Source organism: Runella sp. (genome assembly GCF_027484545.1).
GTDB lineage: Bacteria > Bacteroidota > Bacteroidia > Cytophagales > Spirosomataceae > Runella.
In genome coordinates this window covers 1-17,537 of the sequence record NZ_JAIXST010000135.1, presented here as the reverse complement: position 1 = coordinate 17,537, position 17,537 = coordinate 1, and the positions used below count along the sequence as shown (strand labels likewise).

The 17,537-nt window shown below is 45.7% G+C and carries 13 protein-coding genes; 6 read left to right on the top strand and 7 right to left on the bottom strand.

The genetic code is table 11. The features are described from left to right. Positions 1 to 115: 115 nt before the first annotated feature. The 3 genes from Q0081_RS12635 to Q0081_RS12625 all read right to left on the bottom strand — a co-directional run bounded on the left by Q0081_RS12635 (position 116) and on the right by Q0081_RS12625 (position 3,316). Positions 116 to 1,882 (bottom strand): DNA polymerase/3'-5' exonuclease PolX, encoded by a 1,767-nt coding sequence (locus tag Q0081_RS12635; protein WP_298353673.1) that lies wholly within the window; start codon positions 1,880 to 1,882, stop codon positions 116 to 118. 72 nt (positions 1,883 to 1,954) lie between these two features. After that, complete coding sequence (gene miaA, locus Q0081_RS12630) at positions 1,955 to 2,860, bottom strand: tRNA (adenosine(37)-N6)-dimethylallyltransferase MiaA (RefSeq protein ID WP_298353670.1); 906 nt, start codon at positions 2,858 to 2,860, stop codon at positions 1,955 to 1,957. 3 nt (positions 2,861 to 2,863) lie between these two features. Next, complete coding sequence (locus Q0081_RS12625) at positions 2,864 to 3,316, bottom strand: lipocalin family protein (protein ID WP_298353669.1); 453 nt, start codon at positions 3,314 to 3,316, stop codon at positions 2,864 to 2,866. 124 nt (positions 3,317 to 3,440) lie between these two features. Between Q0081_RS12625 and Q0081_RS12620 the strand changes: the two genes are divergently transcribed. Further along, the gene (locus Q0081_RS12620) at positions 3,441 to 4,145 is read left to right on the top strand and encodes a DUF4230 domain-containing protein (protein WP_298353666.1); all 705 of its coding nucleotides are present in this window, start codon (positions 3,441 to 3,443) and stop codon (positions 4,143 to 4,145) included. Positions 4,146 to 4,210: 65 nt separating this feature from the next. Here the strand turns inward: Q0081_RS12620 and holA are convergent, their stop codons facing one another. Next, the gene (gene holA / locus Q0081_RS12615) at positions 4,211 to 5,230 is read right to left on the bottom strand and encodes a DNA polymerase III subunit delta (protein ID WP_298353662.1); all 1,020 of its coding nucleotides are present in this window, start codon (positions 5,228 to 5,230) and stop codon (positions 4,211 to 4,213) included. Positions 5,231 to 5,727: 497 nt separating this feature from the next. Here holA and Q0081_RS12610 point away from each other — a divergent pair, with 497 nt between their 5' ends. The 3 genes from Q0081_RS12610 (at position 5,728) to Q0081_RS12600 (ending at position 8,241) form a co-directional block, all read left to right on the top strand. Further along, a complete protein-coding gene (locus tag Q0081_RS12610) occupies positions 5,728 to 7,290 on the top strand; it encodes a serine hydrolase (RefSeq protein ID WP_298353658.1) in 1,563 nt (520 codons plus the stop codon). 61 nt (positions 7,291 to 7,351) lie between these two features. Continuing rightward, positions 7,352 to 7,792, top strand: a complete 441-nt coding sequence (locus tag Q0081_RS12605) for a DUF5990 family protein (protein WP_298353655.1) — start codon at positions 7,352 to 7,354, stop codon at positions 7,790 to 7,792. Further along, complete coding sequence (locus Q0081_RS12600; protein WP_298353651.1) at positions 7,792 to 8,241, top strand: SRPBCC family protein; 450 nt, start codon at positions 7,792 to 7,794, stop codon at positions 8,239 to 8,241. The genes Q0081_RS12605 and Q0081_RS12600 overlap by 1 nt, the downstream gene beginning before the upstream one ends. A gap of 97 nt (positions 8,242 to 8,338) precedes the next feature. Here Q0081_RS12600 and Q0081_RS12595 read toward each other — a convergent pair whose 3' ends face one another. Both Q0081_RS12595 and Q0081_RS12590 read right to left on the bottom strand, forming a co-directional pair. Beyond that, complete coding sequence (locus Q0081_RS12595; RefSeq protein ID WP_298353645.1) at positions 8,339 to 9,121, bottom strand: hypothetical protein; 783 nt, start codon at positions 9,119 to 9,121, stop codon at positions 8,339 to 8,341. 193 nt (positions 9,122 to 9,314) lie between these two features. After that, complete coding sequence (locus Q0081_RS12590) at positions 9,315 to 12,188, bottom strand: outer membrane beta-barrel protein (protein ID WP_298353643.1); 2,874 nt, start codon at positions 12,186 to 12,188, stop codon at positions 9,315 to 9,317. A gap of 194 nt (positions 12,189 to 12,382) precedes the next feature. On the opposite strand from Q0081_RS12590, the gene Q0081_RS12585 reads away from it, so the two are divergent. After that, positions 12,383 to 12,565: a hypothetical protein gene (locus Q0081_RS12585; protein ID WP_298353642.1), complete on the top strand. Its 183-nt coding sequence runs from the start codon at positions 12,383 to 12,385 to the stop codon at positions 12,563 to 12,565. Positions 12,566 to 12,910: 345 nt separating this feature from the next. Continuing rightward, positions 12,911 to 15,169 (top strand): catalase/peroxidase HPI, encoded by a 2,259-nt coding sequence (gene katG, locus Q0081_RS12580; RefSeq protein WP_298353639.1) that lies wholly within the window; start codon positions 12,911 to 12,913, stop codon positions 15,167 to 15,169. Positions 15,170 to 15,509: 340 nt separating this feature from the next. Here the strand turns inward: katG and Q0081_RS12575 are convergent, their stop codons facing one another. Next, positions 15,510 to 16,979, bottom strand: coding sequence for an amidohydrolase family protein (locus Q0081_RS12575; protein ID WP_298353635.1), 1,470 nt, complete (start codon positions 16,977 to 16,979; stop codon positions 15,510 to 15,512). Positions 16,980 to 17,537: the final 558 nt, after the last annotated feature.

Sequence of the window (17,537 nt, the reverse complement as noted above, 5' to 3'; positions counted from 1 at the left end):
TCCTAAAACGATGCAAAGCGCTGCGATGATTTACGTCATTTGATGAAAAAATAATCAAACAGAAGGGTCAGTCGATTGTAAACCGACCGACCCTTGACCCATCTTACCGACAGTTTTAACTTTTTCTCTTTGCCAAGTACGACTCTATTTCGTTCAGGGGCAGCGCGTTGAAGGTCATGGCTTTGGTGAGGCCGCCTTTACGGGCTACGCTGATGCCGTAGTGCATGTCGTAATACCCTTCTTTGTGGTGAGCATCGGGGTTGATGGATAACATCACGCCTTTTTCCATGCAGTACCGAATCCAACGCCAATCTAAATCCAAACGCCACGGACTGGCGTTGATTTCAATAACAACGCCGTTTTGGGCACAGGCATCAATAATGGTCTGATGGTCAATGGGATATCCTTCTCGGGCCAGAAGCAATCGCCCCGTGGGATGGCCTAATATGGTGGTGTATGGATTTTCAATGGCTCGGAGCAGACGTGATGTAGCCTTTTCTAAACTCATGGTCAAATTACTGTGCACCGATGCTACCACAAAATCAAACGTTTTCAGTATTTCTTCGGGATAATCCAACGCGCCGGTCCCCAAAATATCGGATTCAATGCCTTTCAGGATTTTAAAGGGTTTCGGAAAAGTCTCCGCAAAAACCTGATTCAGGCGCTCTATTTCTTTGTGTTGTTGTTCCACACGCTCTTCCGAGAGTCCCTGCGCGTAAGTAGCCGTTTGAGAATGGTCGGCAATGCCCAGGTATTCAAAGCCCAATTCCTGACAAAAACGCGCCATTTGTTCCAGACTGTGCTTGCCGTCGGAGTAGGTACTGTGGTTGTGAAGAATACCACGCAGGTCGTCCCAGGCAATTAAATCTTCATTTTTGTTTGTGGTTAACCAATCAAACTCTCCCCTGCCTTCGCGCATTTCAGGAACGACAAAAGGCAAACTTGCTTTTTGATAAATTTCCTCTGCTGATTGAAAAGCAGACCAACCCATCGCCACGGAAAGAAGTGTGCTGCCTGTCGGTGTTTTTTGGGCTAAATGGGCTTCGGTTCCATCAAGAATAAATCGTTCGTTTTCAAATCGTTCAGGAGTAGTGAATAGGATTTCAACTCGAATTTCCAACGTCTTTTTTACTTCAATTTCTTCGCCCTGCGGAGGAAGGTCAGAGGCGGCACTGCGGTCCAAAATTTTGCCGCGCCAGGCGAAAGGAGACGATTCTTTTTCGTTTTGAACCAACCACGGCACTTCGTTGATGGCTCGGGCCGCCGCCACGGGCGATTCTGTCCCTATCAACAATTGAATGGTTTCTACGATTTCGCACTTACGGGCTACCTCTCCCGTGATGGCTATTTTGGCAAAATGAGGTTGAAGTTCTTCCAAAATCAATCCTGCCAATGCTTCGCCTTTGTCCATACGAAGTTTGCCCACCTGACTTTGCAAAAAAGCCAAAGAGGCCAATATCTTTTGCTGCGTTCCTTCTCCAAAGCCTTTTAACTTGGCAATTTGGCCGTTTTCGCAGGCTGTTTTCAAATCTTCAACGGTGGTAATTCCCAAATCCCGCCAAATAGTGCCGATTTTCTTGGGACCAATGCCTTTGATTTTGAACATTTCCAAGACACCCGCGGGAGTTTGAGCTACCAATTCATCAAGTTCGGGAAGGTGTCCCGTATTGACTAACTGGACAATTTTGACGGCCGTACTTTTGCCTACACCCTGAATTTTGGTGAGCTCTTCAGCCGGAAGACTTGCGATTTCGGCGTCTTTAAAACGGTCTAAATTGAAAGCCGCTGTCGAAAATGCTCTGGTTTTGAAAGCATCGGCGTTGTGGAGTTCGAGCAGCTTTACGGTCATTTCGAGAATCTCGACTATTTCTTCGTTAGACATGGAGAGGGCAATTTGTGAATTGTGAATGAGTGAATAATCAAATCCTTGTGTCCTTTGCGTAACCCATTGCGCCTATTGCGGTAAAAAAGAGCTGCAATAGTTGCTTATGCCTTCAAAATCATCTGCCTGAAACCATTTGAAATTTCCTTGGTGCTTAAACCACGTAATTTGGCGTTTGGCGTAGCGGCGGGAGTTGCGTTTGAGCAGGCGTACCATTTCAATGTAATCGTACAGGCCGTCTAAATAATCAAACACTTCTTTGTAACCGACGGTTTGGAGGGCATTGTGGGAGCGATAATTCAACAGAGAACGAGCTTCTTCCACCAAACCGGCAGTGAGCATGGCATCCATACGGGCGTCAATGCGGCGATAAAGTTCTTCGCGGTTGCGGTCGAGGGCAATCTGAACAATTTTGAAAGGCCGTTGCTCGGGTTGATGTTCCCGAAATGAGGAATAAGGCTTACCCGTCAACAAACTGACTTCCAAAGCACGTACAACCCGCTGGGTATTTTGAAGGTCATTTTGGGCGCAATAGACTGGGTCGAGCGTTTGAAGTTGAGCTTGCAACATTTCCAATCCTTCGGTTTCAAGACGCTGCATCAATTCCGAGCGAAGTTCAGGCGGAGTTTCGGGCAAATCGTCCAAACCTTCGCACACGGCTTTGATGTATAGCCCGGAGCCTCCCGTTAACAAAACTACGTCTTTGGTTTGAAACAGGGTGTCCAAGACTGCCAGCGCGTCTCGTTCAAAAGCGCCTGCACTGTACAGCGTGTCAATGGAATGCGAATTGATGAAATGATGCGGTACGCCCTGTAATTCAGCCTCGGAAGGTTTGGCCGTGCCGATGTTGAGTTCACGATAAAACTGCCGGGAATCGGCCGAAATTACTTCGGTTTGCAACGCTTGAGCCAACCGTACACAGAAGTCAGTTTTTCCAACCGCCGTAGGGCCGGCAATTACGATGAGCAGTTTGGGCAACAATCAATTGGGCTTAAAAGTCAATTCCTCGGTTTCTCCGAATACGTTTTGGATGGAAATCTGGAGCGTATTGGCCGTGAGTTTTATAATTTTATAATGCAATTCTTTGCTGAGAATAATTTCTGTTTCTCCGGTGTCAAACTCCCAAGTTCCTGTTTCATACACCTGTGGGGATTTGGCATTACATTTGCTGCCTCCTTCGTTCCATTCGTAGGTTTTGGCAGTACGAAACACCATGTTATCATCTCTTGTGCAGGGAAATGATTGATTGATTACTTCATCTCCGTCTATTTTGGAAGAAGTCAAAACCCACGCTTTGGACGAAGTTCCTGCCAACAGTTCAGTTTTAGAGATATTTGGGTTGGGAGTTGGGTCATTACCATTGCCTGTCACATTGCATTGGGTCAGGCCTAAGGCAGTCACTATCATCAATATCCAGGTATGCGCCAGTTTCATGTGTGTACAAAATTAGTTGTCCAAAATAACGACTTTATTTCTAAACAAGCAATGATTTTGCCAAAGTAAGGACTTCGTAAATTGATATTAAATTTTTCCTAACTTTCGCAAAATCCAAAAAATCATGGGCTTGGCCTCACTGCTGTTTTTTATTTCTACCCTGCTTCTCGGCGGAGGGATTGGGTATGGCTTCTTTTATCTTTCAGACCGTAAAAATGCGCAGATAGCCCGCTCTACAAAATCAGCTACTATTTTGCTCGAACGTATTGAAAAGGTCTTTAAAGTGGTGATGGCTGAAGGCTATTTTACCGAAATATTTGATTACAAAGACGACAAAACGTTTCTGTATTTATTCAAAAACTCCAAAAAAGCGCTGGTGATTGCCAAAGCAAAAGTGCTGGTAGGTTTTGACTTTGGCAAAATGCGTTTTCACATAGACGAAACTACTCACAAAATGGTCATTGACTATTTTCCGGAACCGGAAGTATTGTCGATTGATACCGATTATAAGTTTTACGACATCGAAAACGGCATCTGGAATCGCTTCAGTCACGAAGACTACACCAATCTGCTGGTAGACGCCAAACAGGCCATGAACGAAAAAGCGCTTTCGGGCGACCTGCCCCGCATTGCCAACAATCAAATCCAGTTTATGATCTATCAATTGGCCGCCTCCATGGACTGGAGTATTGATATGCAACTCGCCGATGCCAATCGAAAAAAATTGGAACAGTTCAGCAAATACGAAGAAATAAAAGCAGAGCCGAAGTTGTTGGGGGAGGAGCCAGAAGCGAGTAGTGAGAAGTCAGGAGTCGGAAGCGAGGAGTGAGAAATCAGAGTTCAGGAGCCAGAAGCGAGGAGTGAACATTTTTCCTGTCTCCTGACTTCTCACTCCTAATGAAGTATATTAAATACCAATTCTTTCAAAATGGCGCTTTCGTCCATGGAACCTGACTCGATGCCTTTGGAGGCATTGTCGGCGTGGCGAATGGCTTTGATGGCTTTGGCTACGTGATTCAGTGAATACTGCCGCGCAGCCGAAAGATAATCCTTCACAAAAAACGGACTTACGCCCAATACCGACGCCAAATGCCCTTCTGATTTGTCCTGAGTTCCGTGAATGACCAATACTTTGCTGAAGAAATTGTACAGAATAATCAAAACCTGAGGCAATGGATTGTCTTTTGGATTGGCCGCCAGATAAATGGCAATTTTGTTGGCTTTCAATACATCGCGTTGAGTGAGTGCTTTTTGGAATTCAAAAACGTTGTATTCTTTACTGATTCCGACGTATTTTTCAACTACACCCGCGGTGATTTCCTCACTTGCCGAGAGGTTGAGCAGCATTTTGTCAATTTCGCTCGTAATGCGTTTGAGGTCATTGCCGATGTTTTCAACCAACATCTGAATGGCTTTGATGCTGATTTTAGCGCCTAATGTTCTCGTATATTCGCCTACCCAATCGGGGAGTTTGTTGTCGTACATTTTCTTGCACTGAATCAACGCCCCGTTTTTCTCAAATACTTTGGGCAGAGATTTGCGCATATCGAAATTCCCCTGAAAACACAGTGCCAAAACCGTAGACGACAACGGACGAGCGGCGTAATCTTCCAACATGACGGATTTGTCTTTGCTGTCCAATCCGCTTGACTGTTGGGCTTCTTTGACCAAAATCAATTGTCGGTCGGCCATAAACGGAAACCGGCGGGCGTTGTTCAGAATGGTACCCACATCGGCGTCTTTGCCAAATAGCACAAACTGATTGAAGCTTTTTTCGGATTCAGGAACCACTGCTTTTTCGAGCGCTTCGGCCAATTTGTCAATGTAATAAGGCTCGTTGCCGTGGATAAAATACAACGGGTAAATCTTTTTTTGACGAATTTCTTTGAGGGCTTGGTCGGGCGTAAGATTCATGCGCAGGTAGTTCCGTTTTCCGTGGTTGTAAAAAAGTGATTGGTAGAACCTGAGGCAAAAGTATGAAAATATCAAAGAATGTCTGCTTTTGACCCGGCAGCATTCGATGATTGGAGGTTCGGACTTTCAAATGCAGCGTGGTGAAAATCAATTTTTTAGAATATATCTTTGAACTTCGGACGATTTTATGATTTTTGTCTCTTCAAACTTAGAACTTGTTTAAATTTTACAAATTACGGACTAATAAATCCTTGTGCGTGAGGCGTGCCTGTCTAGCGTGGTGCGCGCGGGTATTGTGCGGATGAAGCTTTGGACAGGCTCCCCTTTTCTTTGACCGTCCGCGGCTGCGGTTCGTTTCTTTTGGGCAAGCAAAAGAAATGAACGGGCTTACCAAATATAATTTTCCACAAACTTAATCCGTAGCAAAAAATTTTTAAACTTGCTCTTATTCGAGGCTAAGACCACGTTAGAAACATACACCCAAAATCAACAAACTTATGAAAACGACCAGTTACATTCTTACCCTTCTTTGCCTGTTTATTTATTCTTATCGTATCCATGCTCAGGTTATTACCTCTGCTGAAATTGACGTTTTGGTAGAAAAAACCCTGAAAACTTTTGACGTACCAGGCATTGCGGTAGGGGTAGTGAAAGATGGTAAGGTGATTCACGCCAAAGGCTACGGGGTTCGGTCGTTGGATACCAAACAAAGAGTGGACGAAAATACCTTGTTCGGCATTGCTTCCAACAGCAAAGCGTTCACGTCGGGAGCGTTGGGAATGTTGATTGACGAGAAGCGATTAACGTGGGATACGAAGGTGACGGACATTATTCCCGAATTTAAAATGTACAATCCTTACGTAACGGAGGAATTTACAGTCAGAGATTTACTGACTCACCGCAGTGGATTAGGATTGGGTGCGGGTGATTTGATGTTTTGGCCCGACCAAAATAATTTCACTCAAAAAGACATCATTCACAACCTTCGTTACCTGAAACCGGTATCGGGTTTTCGTACCAAATACGATTATGACAACCTGCTCTACATCGTAGCGGGCGAAGTTGTGACGCGAGTGTCGGGGATGCCTTGGGAAGATTTTATCGAAACGCGTATTCTCAAGCCGCTTGGGATGACCCAAACAGCGGCTTCGTTTAAGCGACTGAGAGACAAAACAAACGTGATTGACCCTCATGCGCCCGTGGAAGGAACGGTGAAAGTGATTCGTCGGGATTGGAGCGAAACGGCCAATGCTGCGGGTGGAATTTACAGTAACATCACCGACATGAGCAAGTGGATCATCATGCAAATGGACAATGGAAAATACGGCGATGGCAAACAACTTTTCAGCGTTGATGTACACGAAGACATGTGGACGCCTCAAACTATTATCCCCGTCAGAGGGACTAATTCATATAACACCCATTTTTCAAGTTATGGACTGGGCTGGGGCCTCACCGACGTAAAAGGCTACAAACAAGCCACGCACACGGGTGGTTTGGCGGGTATTGTAACGCAGGTGACGCTGTTGCCGGAGATGAAATTGGGCATTATCGTTTTTACCAACCAACAATCGGGAGCGGCGTTTACGTCCATTACCAACACCATCAAAGACAGTTATTTGGGTATCAAAGGGTTGGACCGAGTCAAAGAAAATCACGACCGAGTGTTGAGAGGGGAGGCCGAAGCGAAAAAAATAACGGATGCTATCTGGCGCGATATTGAAGCCCAACAAAAAGCCAATACTTCCAAAACAGACGTAAATCTGTTTACGGGAACGTATCAGGACAAATGGTTTGGCGACGTAGTGATTTCGATGAAAAACGGCAAACCGTGGTTTGATTCCAAACGCTCTTTTCAACTGACAGGCGAGCTATTTCCCTACAAAGGAAACACGTTTATTGTCAAATGGACCGAGCGCAGCATGGATGCCGATGCCTACGTGATGTTTGATTTAGACAATGATGGCAAAGCATCCGGTTTCAAAATGAAAGCCATTTCTCCCTTGACCGATTTCAGCTTTGACTTTCACGATTTGGATTTTTCGGCGAAAGGGAAATAAAAGTCGCTTTTTTTATTTAGGCACGAAATATTGGCAGAAATCTGAAGATTAGTATTAAAGTATGGAAAGAGAAATCACCCTTAGGATTATTTTAGAGAAGCCAACGGCGGGCGTCGTTTTTGGGATTCAGGAGGGGAATGGCAACAATTACGTGACCATTCAGAAACAACAATCTCAGGGAGAAGACCTCACGTTTGAATTCAGCATAAAACTGAAATCAAAAGCCGACGAACTGCCCGTTTTTCTGGGGGTAGCAGCACAAGGTCCGCCCAAAGAACGATTTGTTTATATTGACATCGGCCGGGCGGCCGGACAAATGGATACTCCTTGGAGTCGTCGCTTAAAAATTCCTTTGAAAAGTATTACTTGGGAGTTACTTTATCAATTGGAGGCAGCTTACGGGTCAGTTTTGGAAGTGCGAGTGCCGGGAGTCGGGAAAGACGGCGGGCCTAATTGCGCAAGTGTCAAACTTCAGGGAGGATGGAAATTAATTGAACAGTAATGGCGACCAAAATTCTTCACTTACAGTATTCGTTTGATGGCGAGTTGTCGTGTGTTTACGAATCTATTTTAGACTTTAGAAAATTCGGTGAGCTTCATCCTTACATGATAGAAGTCAATGAGTTATCGAAAACAGCAAATAAGGGCATCGAATACCAGGTAAAAGAAAGTACCGTATTGTTGGGCTTTCTGAAAATGAAACCTGAGTACAAAGCCGAAGTGATTGAAATTGAGCCGGATAAACACATCCGATACACAAGCAACGTGAAAGGCGGAATTGTGTTGGTGATTGATTTTAGATTTACCCAAGCGGAAAATCCCAATCAAGTGGTGGTTTCAGAACACATAGAAGTAAAGGGCAATCGTCTCCTTATCGCTTATTTTGTGACGATTGTAAAAAAAGCACATCTTCAATTGTTTGAAAATTTGGCCCATCAACTTAAAAAATAAATCGAGCAGCTTCCGACGCTGAAGTAACGGAAACTACTCGATGTATAAAAGGGCTTGCTAACTTGCTTATTTGCCCTTTGCTAACTTGCTCTTTGTTCTACCCTTTGGTACGGTATAAAGTGCCGTTTTCCACTACGTACAACGTATTGTTCATCGCCACGATAAGCGTTACCTGACTCAAAATTCCTTTCGGACCTACTTGTTCGTAATTTCCGTCTTTGTCGGTTTTGAAAAGTGTTCCATCGGCTTCAACACTCCATAGAAAACCGCGGTCAGCTACCATGGCAATGGTATTTGCCCAGTCACCTGTATTTCCAACCTGCTGCCAGCGGAGTGAGCGCATGTTGGTTTTGTAAAGCGTTCCTTTTTCCACGGTCCAAAGGTGCCCGTCCATGGCTTCGAGCATATCGGCATCCGAAAATTCACCTTTGTTGCCAATTTGCACCCAAGTGCCGTCTTTAGAAGTTTCATAAAGCGTTCCGTCGGTTTCGATGCTGTACAGCTTACCGTTTAGGCCCACCATAGCGGCGGTATTTTTCCAGTCGCCTGGTTTTCCTGCCTGTTGCCAAGCAATGGTAGCGGAATTGGTACGATACAACGAGCCATCTTCTACCGTCCAGATTTCATTGTCCAAGCCTACCAACACATCGGCATTGTCAAATTCTCCTTTTTTGCCCAATTGTTGGTAATTTCCCTGCTGGTCAGTTTTAAATAGGGTTCCATCTTTTTCAATACTGTATAAAAATCCGCCCATTCCGATTACATCAATTGTAGAGGCCCAGTCACCTTTATTCCCGACTTGGACCCATTGTTGAGCGGATAATAGATTAGGCACCCAAAAAAATGCAAAGCAAAGTACGCGTAAGCAGTTCTTGATCATTGTTAAAAGTAAGTTAGTGGTTAAAAAAGAAAAATGAACGGGTCTGTTGAAAGGCAATAGAGTTTATAACGGGAGGGTGAGGAGAAGTACTGTAGAGAATAGGCCACAAATCTACTAAAATATCATTGTCTCCAAAAATTAAGGTACTGTTGTAGCAAATTGGGGGTAGAGATGGATTCCATTTTAGGCAGATTTAGAAAAAACTATCGCTGCGCTTGAGATTAGTATTCAGGCCACGCATGTTGTAGGTAAAACTCAGCATAAAATAACGGGCCAACGTCTGCACTCGCTCCTGCGAGACGTAATTTTGGTAGGCCGATTGGCTGATGCCTACGTTGCGGTTGAATGCGTCGTACACCGAGAGCCGAACTTCGGCTTTCTTGGATTTACCCAAAACTTTAAAGATGGAAGTATTTAAGATAGGTAACTGTCGATTGAATCCGTAGCGGTTGTTGATGTAAATTTGATAATTGAGCGCAGAAGTGATAAAGAAACTTCTCGGAAGGCGAATGTTTAAGTTGCCTTCGTAACTGTGGTTCATAATCTGCTGATTTTGAGTCGTATTGATGGAGTATTTGGTATTGCTGATGCCCCAATTGGCGTTGGCAGAAAAGGTAAAATTGTCGCTCGGGGTCAAATCAAGGCGGGTGCCGAAGCGATAATTGGCCGTATTGGTTTGATTCAGAACTCCGTTGATGGGTGTCAAATTTTTGCTGAAACCCGGATTAAGGTTGAAATTGATGGAGGCTTTGGTTTTTTTCAACGGAAAGCCAAAACTCAGGTATGAACCCATATTTTGCCCTCCCGAAATATTGACCGGTTTGGTGGTGGTAACGAGCGTGGAGGGGTCCACCTGCTGATTATAAATGACCTGATTGAGATTGTAGGAGTAATTCAAACTCAGTTGAACATTCGCAAAACTCGCGGGATTGAACATACTGTACCCAAAATAGATCCGGTGACGGACTTCCGGCAATAGATCGGGATTTCCCTGACTGATAAATAACGGATTGCCGGTGTTAATGACGGGTTGTAAATCGCGGGTGCTCGGTTGAGTGACACCCACGTTGTATTGCGACCACATATACCGATTGTTTTTCAGGTCGTAACTGAAGGTGGCATTGGGTATCAACGCCGTGAAGGTACGGCTGATGGTTGAAATAGTACCGAGGCTCGACGACGACGCGGGGTTCACGCCGCGCGAAAAACTTCCGTCGATTTTGAAAGATTGCACCGCCAACCCCGCCGAAAAATTCAACCCTTTGAACGAGTAACGCAGGCTGCTTCCGAGGCGGGCGTAGTTATAATTGTTTTGGTAATAACTGCTCAAACTGTCTACCGGCGTACGACGGCTATTGTCTTTGGCCAAATCAAACACATCGCGGTCAATGGTGTTGGAACGGTGACTGACGTTGATAAAACTTTCCCAGAAAAAACGTTTGGCAAAAGGCTCCACAAACAGCAACCCTGCTTTGATTTGACTCGTTTTTCCGCCGGTGGTATTGGTCAGGTCCAACAGCTGACGAATGACGTCGTTGGGAGTGGCGGCTTTGTAAAACAAATTGAGCGAACGTTGGTCGGCGCCGCCGTCGTTGTTGGTAAAATTATAGGCAAGGCTTGCTGCAAAGCTGCGCCCTTTTTTGGGCTTAAATTTCAAACGATACAGCAGTGAATTGGCCATTTCAAACTTACTCGACGTAGCGGCATTGTTGACTATGCTCTCGTTGGATTTGAAGTCGTTGTTTTTGAAAAGGTCTTGCAAGCTGTTCAATCGGGTGTTGCCCGTATTGTAGCGGCTGTTGTTGCTGAAAATGAGGGTATTGAGCGAATCAAGCGTTTGCTCATGACGAAAGGCCAGGCGATGATTGCCGATAAAATTGATTTGACTGCTTTCTTCCGTGCTTTTGAAGGAACCGGTTTGTAGAAAGGTCTCGCGATTGCGGAGGGCGTCAAGTACCTGTCGGGTTGAGTTGTAGTAATAACTGGCGTTGGTTTTTATTTTTTTTGTGTTGTAGTTGTAATTCATTCCTCCCGAAATATTGTTGGAATAGCCGCCACTCGCGCCGTTCCCCGCTGGGATACCTATACCTCCGTCATCGTCTTCGTCCGAATTATAGCCTTCGTCGCCAAAGCCAAAATTACCGCTGTCATCCCAGTCGCTGTAGGTGCTGCTACCCCTAAAGTCCTCATAATCATTCCATGACATACTTGATTGGTTGGTATTGTTGGTCAAGGCAATGACCGAAAACTGGTTTTTGTCGTCAAACTTATTGTAGTTCGCTTTGATTTCACCGCGCGGTCCGGCTTTGTCGTTGCCGTCGGTGCCGCCGCCTGCCGTCAGTTTTCCGAAACCTCCTTTTTTAAATTCGTCTTTCAACTCCAGATTGACCGTTTTTTCCTGTTTGCCGTCGTCTACCCCCGTTGCTTTCGATTGCTCGGTCTTGTCGTTGAATATCTGGACTTTCGTAATGGCCTCAGCGGGCAGGTTTTGGGTGGCCATTTTGGGGTCATTTCCAAAGAAACGTTTGCCGTCCACCGTTACTTTTTGCACTTTTTGACCCTGCGCAATGATGTTGCCGTTTTGATCCACCTGCACGCCCGGAAGTTTGCGCAGCAAATCCTCCACCGTAGAGCCGGGCGGTACTTTAAACGATGCCGCGTTGTATTCGATGGTATCGCCTTTGATGCTCAGCGGGGCCCGCGCCGTTTTGATAACCACCTCAAAGAGTTCTTTGGTGATGGCTTTCATTTTGAGCGTTCCCAAATCCACGACTTCTTTATCGGCAAAGACAATGGTTTGCTCGAAAGGAAGGTAGCTGACGTAGGAGATTTTGAGTAAGTAATCGCCGCGCTTCACATTGCGCAGCGTGAATTCTCCTTTGTCATTGGAGCGGGTGAAATTGACCAGCGAAGAGTCTTTGCGCTGCAACAACATGACCGTAGCCGAACCCAATGGGCGGGCTGATGTATCGGCAGTGATGCCTTGGATTAAAAAACGATTGGGAGTTTGGGCTTGTAATGTACTTAAAAATGACCCCAAAAGGGCCAAAAGTAGAAGATTTCGCATGGCTGTAGGATTAGTTTAGGAATAAAACAGGGACTATATAATCCACTATTTCTATATAAACGCTCAACAGGGGTAGAATTAGTACATCTTTGCTGTAAAATTGTTGTATCGGCTTTGTATGATACGTATCAGGGGAAATGCTGATGCCGGTCATTCCTTCTCTTGAATAAAGGAGGGTATTTTAAAAAAACGCTATGAAAAATGGACTCAAGGTCTCGGTTGGAATTCTGTCAGGGATTTTGGCTTTTTGGACTCTTCTCACGTTTTGGGCAAAAGCCGAAGGCTTTGGGAAAAATAGTAATGGTTCGCCGAATACCCGTGAGGGAATTGGTGAAAAACGATTATCTTCGTTGATTATCCAAAATCACCTGTTATGAAACCACACCTAATTTTCTTCGCCACGGGGTTTGTTGTCCTCTTTGACGCCTGCCAACCTACCCAAAATGAAACAGTCCAACATACCGAGGCAAAAATGGAAGCCTCCGCTTGAAGCAGGGAATAGAATTATAGATGCTGTCTATATAGTCATAAAAAGAATCAATTTGATTTATTGTTGACCCTATTGTAGCTTTGGGAACGAATAATGGAAAAATCTATGTGCAATCTGGATTTCCCATACTTCCATTAGAGTATCGTCTTATCAGAGTTGAACTAATAAGTAAGTAGATTTTATCGTAAACTTATCATTACAAACCTTACCAACAATTTATTAATCTATTAAAATGGAAAATAACTCAATGAACGGCGAGGGCAAGTGCCCGGTTCATCATGGAAGCATGAAACAAAATGTTGGCGGTGGCGGCACCAGAAATCGTGACTGGTGGCCTAACCAATTAAAACTGAATATTTTGCGTCAACACTCTTCCAAATCAGATCCAATGGGAGAACATTTTGACTATGCTGAAGCCTTTAAAAGCCTCGACTTGGAGGCAGTAAAACAAGACCTTCATGCCCTCATGACCGACTCACAGGATTGGTGGCCGGCTGACTTCGGGCATTATGGTCCTTTGTTCATTCGCATGGCATGGCACAGTGCAGGTACCTATCGTGTGGGTGATGGCCGTGGCGGTGCAGGTGCAGGACAACAACGTTTTGCCCCCTTGAACAGCTGGCCCGATAACGTAAGCCTTGATAAAGCCCGCCGATTGCTTTGGCCCATCAAACAAAAATATGGCCGCAAGATTTCATGGGCCGATTTGATGATTCTTACCGGAAATGTAGCCTTGGAATCAATGGGATTCAAAACATTTGGCTTTGGCGGCGGACGTGCCGACGTATGGGAACCAGAGGAAGATGTGTATTGGGGTGCAGAAACTACGTGGTTGGGAAATGACAAGCGCTACTCTCAAGGTTCGACAGGCGTTGCGGAGCAGGGCGTGGTGTCATCCGATGAAGATGCCGATGGCTCTATTCATTCTCGCAACCTTGAAAATCCACTCGCTGCGGCACACATGGGTCTGATTTACGTGAATCCGGAAGGGCCTGACGGTAATCCTAATCCCATCGCTGCCGCAAAAGATATACGTGAGACATTTGACCGCATGGCCATGAATGATGAAGAAACGGTTGCTTTGATTGCCGGGGGACATAGTTTTGGGAAAACCCACGGTGCGGCTCCTTCTACAAATGTTGGCAAAGAGCCCGAAGCGGCGGGTATTGAACTGCAAGGCTTTGGCTGGAGCAATAGTTATGGTTCAGGCAAAGGTGCTGATACCATTACGAGTGGACTGGAAGTAACGTGGACAAAAACGCCCACTCAATGGAGTAATAACTTCTTTGAAAATCTGTTCGCTTTCGATTGGGAATTAACCAAAAGCCCGGGCGGTGCTCACCAATGGGTTGCAAAAAATGCGGGAGATATTATTCCTGATGCGTATGATGCTTCAAAAAAGCATGCACCCACCATGCTTACTACGGACCTTGCTTTAAAGTTGGATCCGGCTTACGAAAAAATCTCCAGAAACTTTCTGGAAAATCCCGATGCCTTTGCCGATGCGTTTGCTCGGGCATGGTTTAAATTAACGCACCGCGATATGGGCCCGCGTGCCCGTTACCTGGGACCTGATGTGCCGGAAGAAGTATTGATCTGGCAAGATCCTATCCCTGCGGTTGACCATGAATTGATAGATGATAATGATATTGCGGCCTTGAAGGCAAATATATTGGCCTCCGGATTGAGCGTATCTGAACTGGTTTCCACCGCTTGGGCTTCCGCTTCTACCTTCCGTGGCTCCGACAAGCGTGGCGGTGCCAATGGTGCCCGCATTCGCCTGGCTCCCCAAAAAGACTGGAAAGTAAACAATCCAGCACAGTTGCAAAAAGTCTTGGGTACACTGGGAAGCATTCAGCAGGAGTTTAACGATACGCAGTCAGGCGGTAAAAAAGTTTCACTGGCTGATTTGATTGTACTGGGTGGTAACGCAGGTGTTGAAAAAGCAGCGGTACATGCCATCACTATTCCTTTTACGCCCGGTCGTATGGATGCTTCGCAGGAGCAAACGGATGTTGAATCAGTCGGTTATCTGGAGCCTGTCGCGGACGGTTTCCGTAACTATCGCAAAACAAGTTTTACGGTATCTACCGAAGCATTACTGATTGATAAGGCACAGTTGTTGACCCTTACCGCGCCTGAGTTAACGGTATTGGTGGGTGGTATGCGTGTATTGGATACTAATTTCGACGGTTCCAAAAATGGTGTTTTCACCTCCCGTCCGGGCCAACTTACCAACGATTTCTTTATCAACCTGCTCGACATGGGTACCGCATGGAAAGCCTTTTCGGAAGACAAAGAAGTGTACTTGGGAAGCGACCGTGCTACTGGCCAACCTAAATGGACAGCATCCCGCGCTGATCTTGTGCTCGGCTCCAACTCAGAACTGAGAGCGATTGCCGAAGTATACGGAAGTGCCGATGCTCAGGAGAAGTTTGTAGAGGACTTTGTGGCGGCGTGGACCAAGGTGATGAATCTTGACCGTTTCTAAACGAACGGATTTCAGCGTTACATAAATGAACAAAAAGAGGCAGTTCGGCAACGGACTGCCTCTCTTATTTTCAATGAACCTTAAAGATAAATGGTAGTGTGATGTTTTTAACCGTTCATTTCATTGCCGTAGCCTGACTGCATCGTGTCAGCGTATATAGTTATTTCAGGGAATCAAATTCTACAAACTCATATTCAGGCGAACTCTCCAATAATTGGCGTTGTATGGAGGCATGTATTTACGTCATGGTTGCTTTTGATGACATAACTTTGGAAACGGGGGCGCCCGTGCGATTAGGCTTTTCAACTGTCCGTCTCAATAGGGCTATTCCAGAAGCATATCAGCGACTGCTGCGCTCGCTGTCGAGGCGGAGTTTGATTTGTCGGGCTTTTTCGAGCATTTCGTCCAAAGTTTTACGGTTGTAGTAGGTGCCGTTGTTGACTACCGCAAAAATGTCCTGCGTCGCTTTGATGTTTACCAACGGATTTTGGTTTAATAGCACTAAATCGGCTTCTTTTCCCGTTTCAATTCCCCCAAATTGCGCTGTTTTTCCCAAGAATTTTGGGCCGTTGAGAATCGCTGTTTTGAGAATATCGGCCGGTTTTACCCCTGCTTCCTGAAATATCTCCAACTCCTGATGCAGCGACAGCGCCGGATAGACAAACGTATTGAGCGCCGCCGCATCGCTTCCTGCCAGTACCAACACCCCCGAATCAAACACCAAAGGCAATTGTTTCATCAAAAGAGTCACTTGGTCTTTGCGTCGTTGCGACTGCTCGGGCGTTTCGCCTGCCATGCGTTCGATGCGCCAACGGTACTTGTCGGTAAAGCGTTTCGTAAGGTATTTCTGAAAGTCATCGTTTTGGTGGTTGTCGCGGTCGAGGTAGGCCAATTGTCGTCCTCCGATAATCGTCGGGGTCACCGCCAACCCTTTCTGAGCCATTCGTTTATAGCCTTCGATGGCCCGTGCCTGGTCAAAATTTGAACTGTATACTTCTCCCGCTTTTGCCTTGGCAAGCTTTCCATCCCGGATCATCGTGACGACGCGCTGCTCATCATTGCCCAGTCGAAGCAGGTACGTGGCGTGCTCAATCGCGGAAAATCCGGCATCGGTCAGTTCACCAATGGTCAGGTCAATCGGGACGTGGCCCGTTACCAAATAACCGCGTTTTTTGGCTTCCTGCACACTTTTTAGAAACAACGGCCCGGGAAGCGTATTTTCGGTGATTTTGACAAAGTCCACTTTGTAATTATCAATCATCCGCAGGGCCGAATCCAAGTCTTTTTCGTTGCCGATTTCAATGTCACCTTTCCAAACGGAGTTGATGCCTTCCAGTTTTCGTCCTGCCGTAAAAATCTGAGGGCCTTGGCGTTTGCCTTGATTGATTTCGTCGCGCCATTGCAGCACTTTTTCGCCCAAATCGCTGGCACAGTCGCGCACGGTAGTGATTCCGTAGGCCAGATACACGTCCATCAACGCCAAATTGTCCTCCACCAAATCCTCTCCTTCGATGTGTACGTGCATATCCCACAGCCCCGGAATGAGGTATTTTCCTTGTCCGTTGATTTGGCGGTCGGCCTTCACCCCTTTTTTCAACGCCGCATACGTACCTACGTTCTGAATTTTACCTCCTTTGAGCAATACGGCTTTATTCGGTTGCACCGTTCCCGACTGCACATTCACCACCTGAACGTTGTAAATGAGCGTTGCGTCAGTCGTGGCAGTTGGAGGTGTTTGCGCGGAGCTTGAAACGGCCTGCAAACAGCCAATGAGGAAAAAAAACAGAATTCGGGTTTGAAAACGGAACATAGCGGAGAGGAAAGAAAAAGTTGATGTCGACAAATGTACGCAGAATGTGCTTTTTGTGGAAAAGAGAAGTGGCAAGGAGTATCAATTATAGTCATTAAAAGCAGGATTAAGTAAACAAATCGGCCATAATCAGCCAATTCCTACATAAAACTATAATTTCCGGCTGCTAAAATAAGTTTGTGCAGCCAAAAGCTAATTAAAAAGGCCACTTCCGGCTGATTTGAATGAATGAGCTTCCGTGAAAACCTGTCAGGAAATTCACCGTTTTACCAACACGCTGTTTATTTTGATTGCGCAGTCATCCTTCGGAAGGCAACGCACAACGGAAGGATTTTTATAAAATTTATGCTTTATAGAAAGGTGTTTGGCACTCACCGTGTTACAAACACTCTGTTTATTTTGAGTGCGCAGTCTCCTTCGGAAGACAACGCACAACGGGGGTCTGACGGTTCGCCGCTGCGATTACCGTAGTGAGTAGGGCCATTCTTTTTTATCTTTGTGCTGTGACAACTTGGGCAAAATAGGTACATAATCTTTGAGTTTAGTCACTCCAAAGTT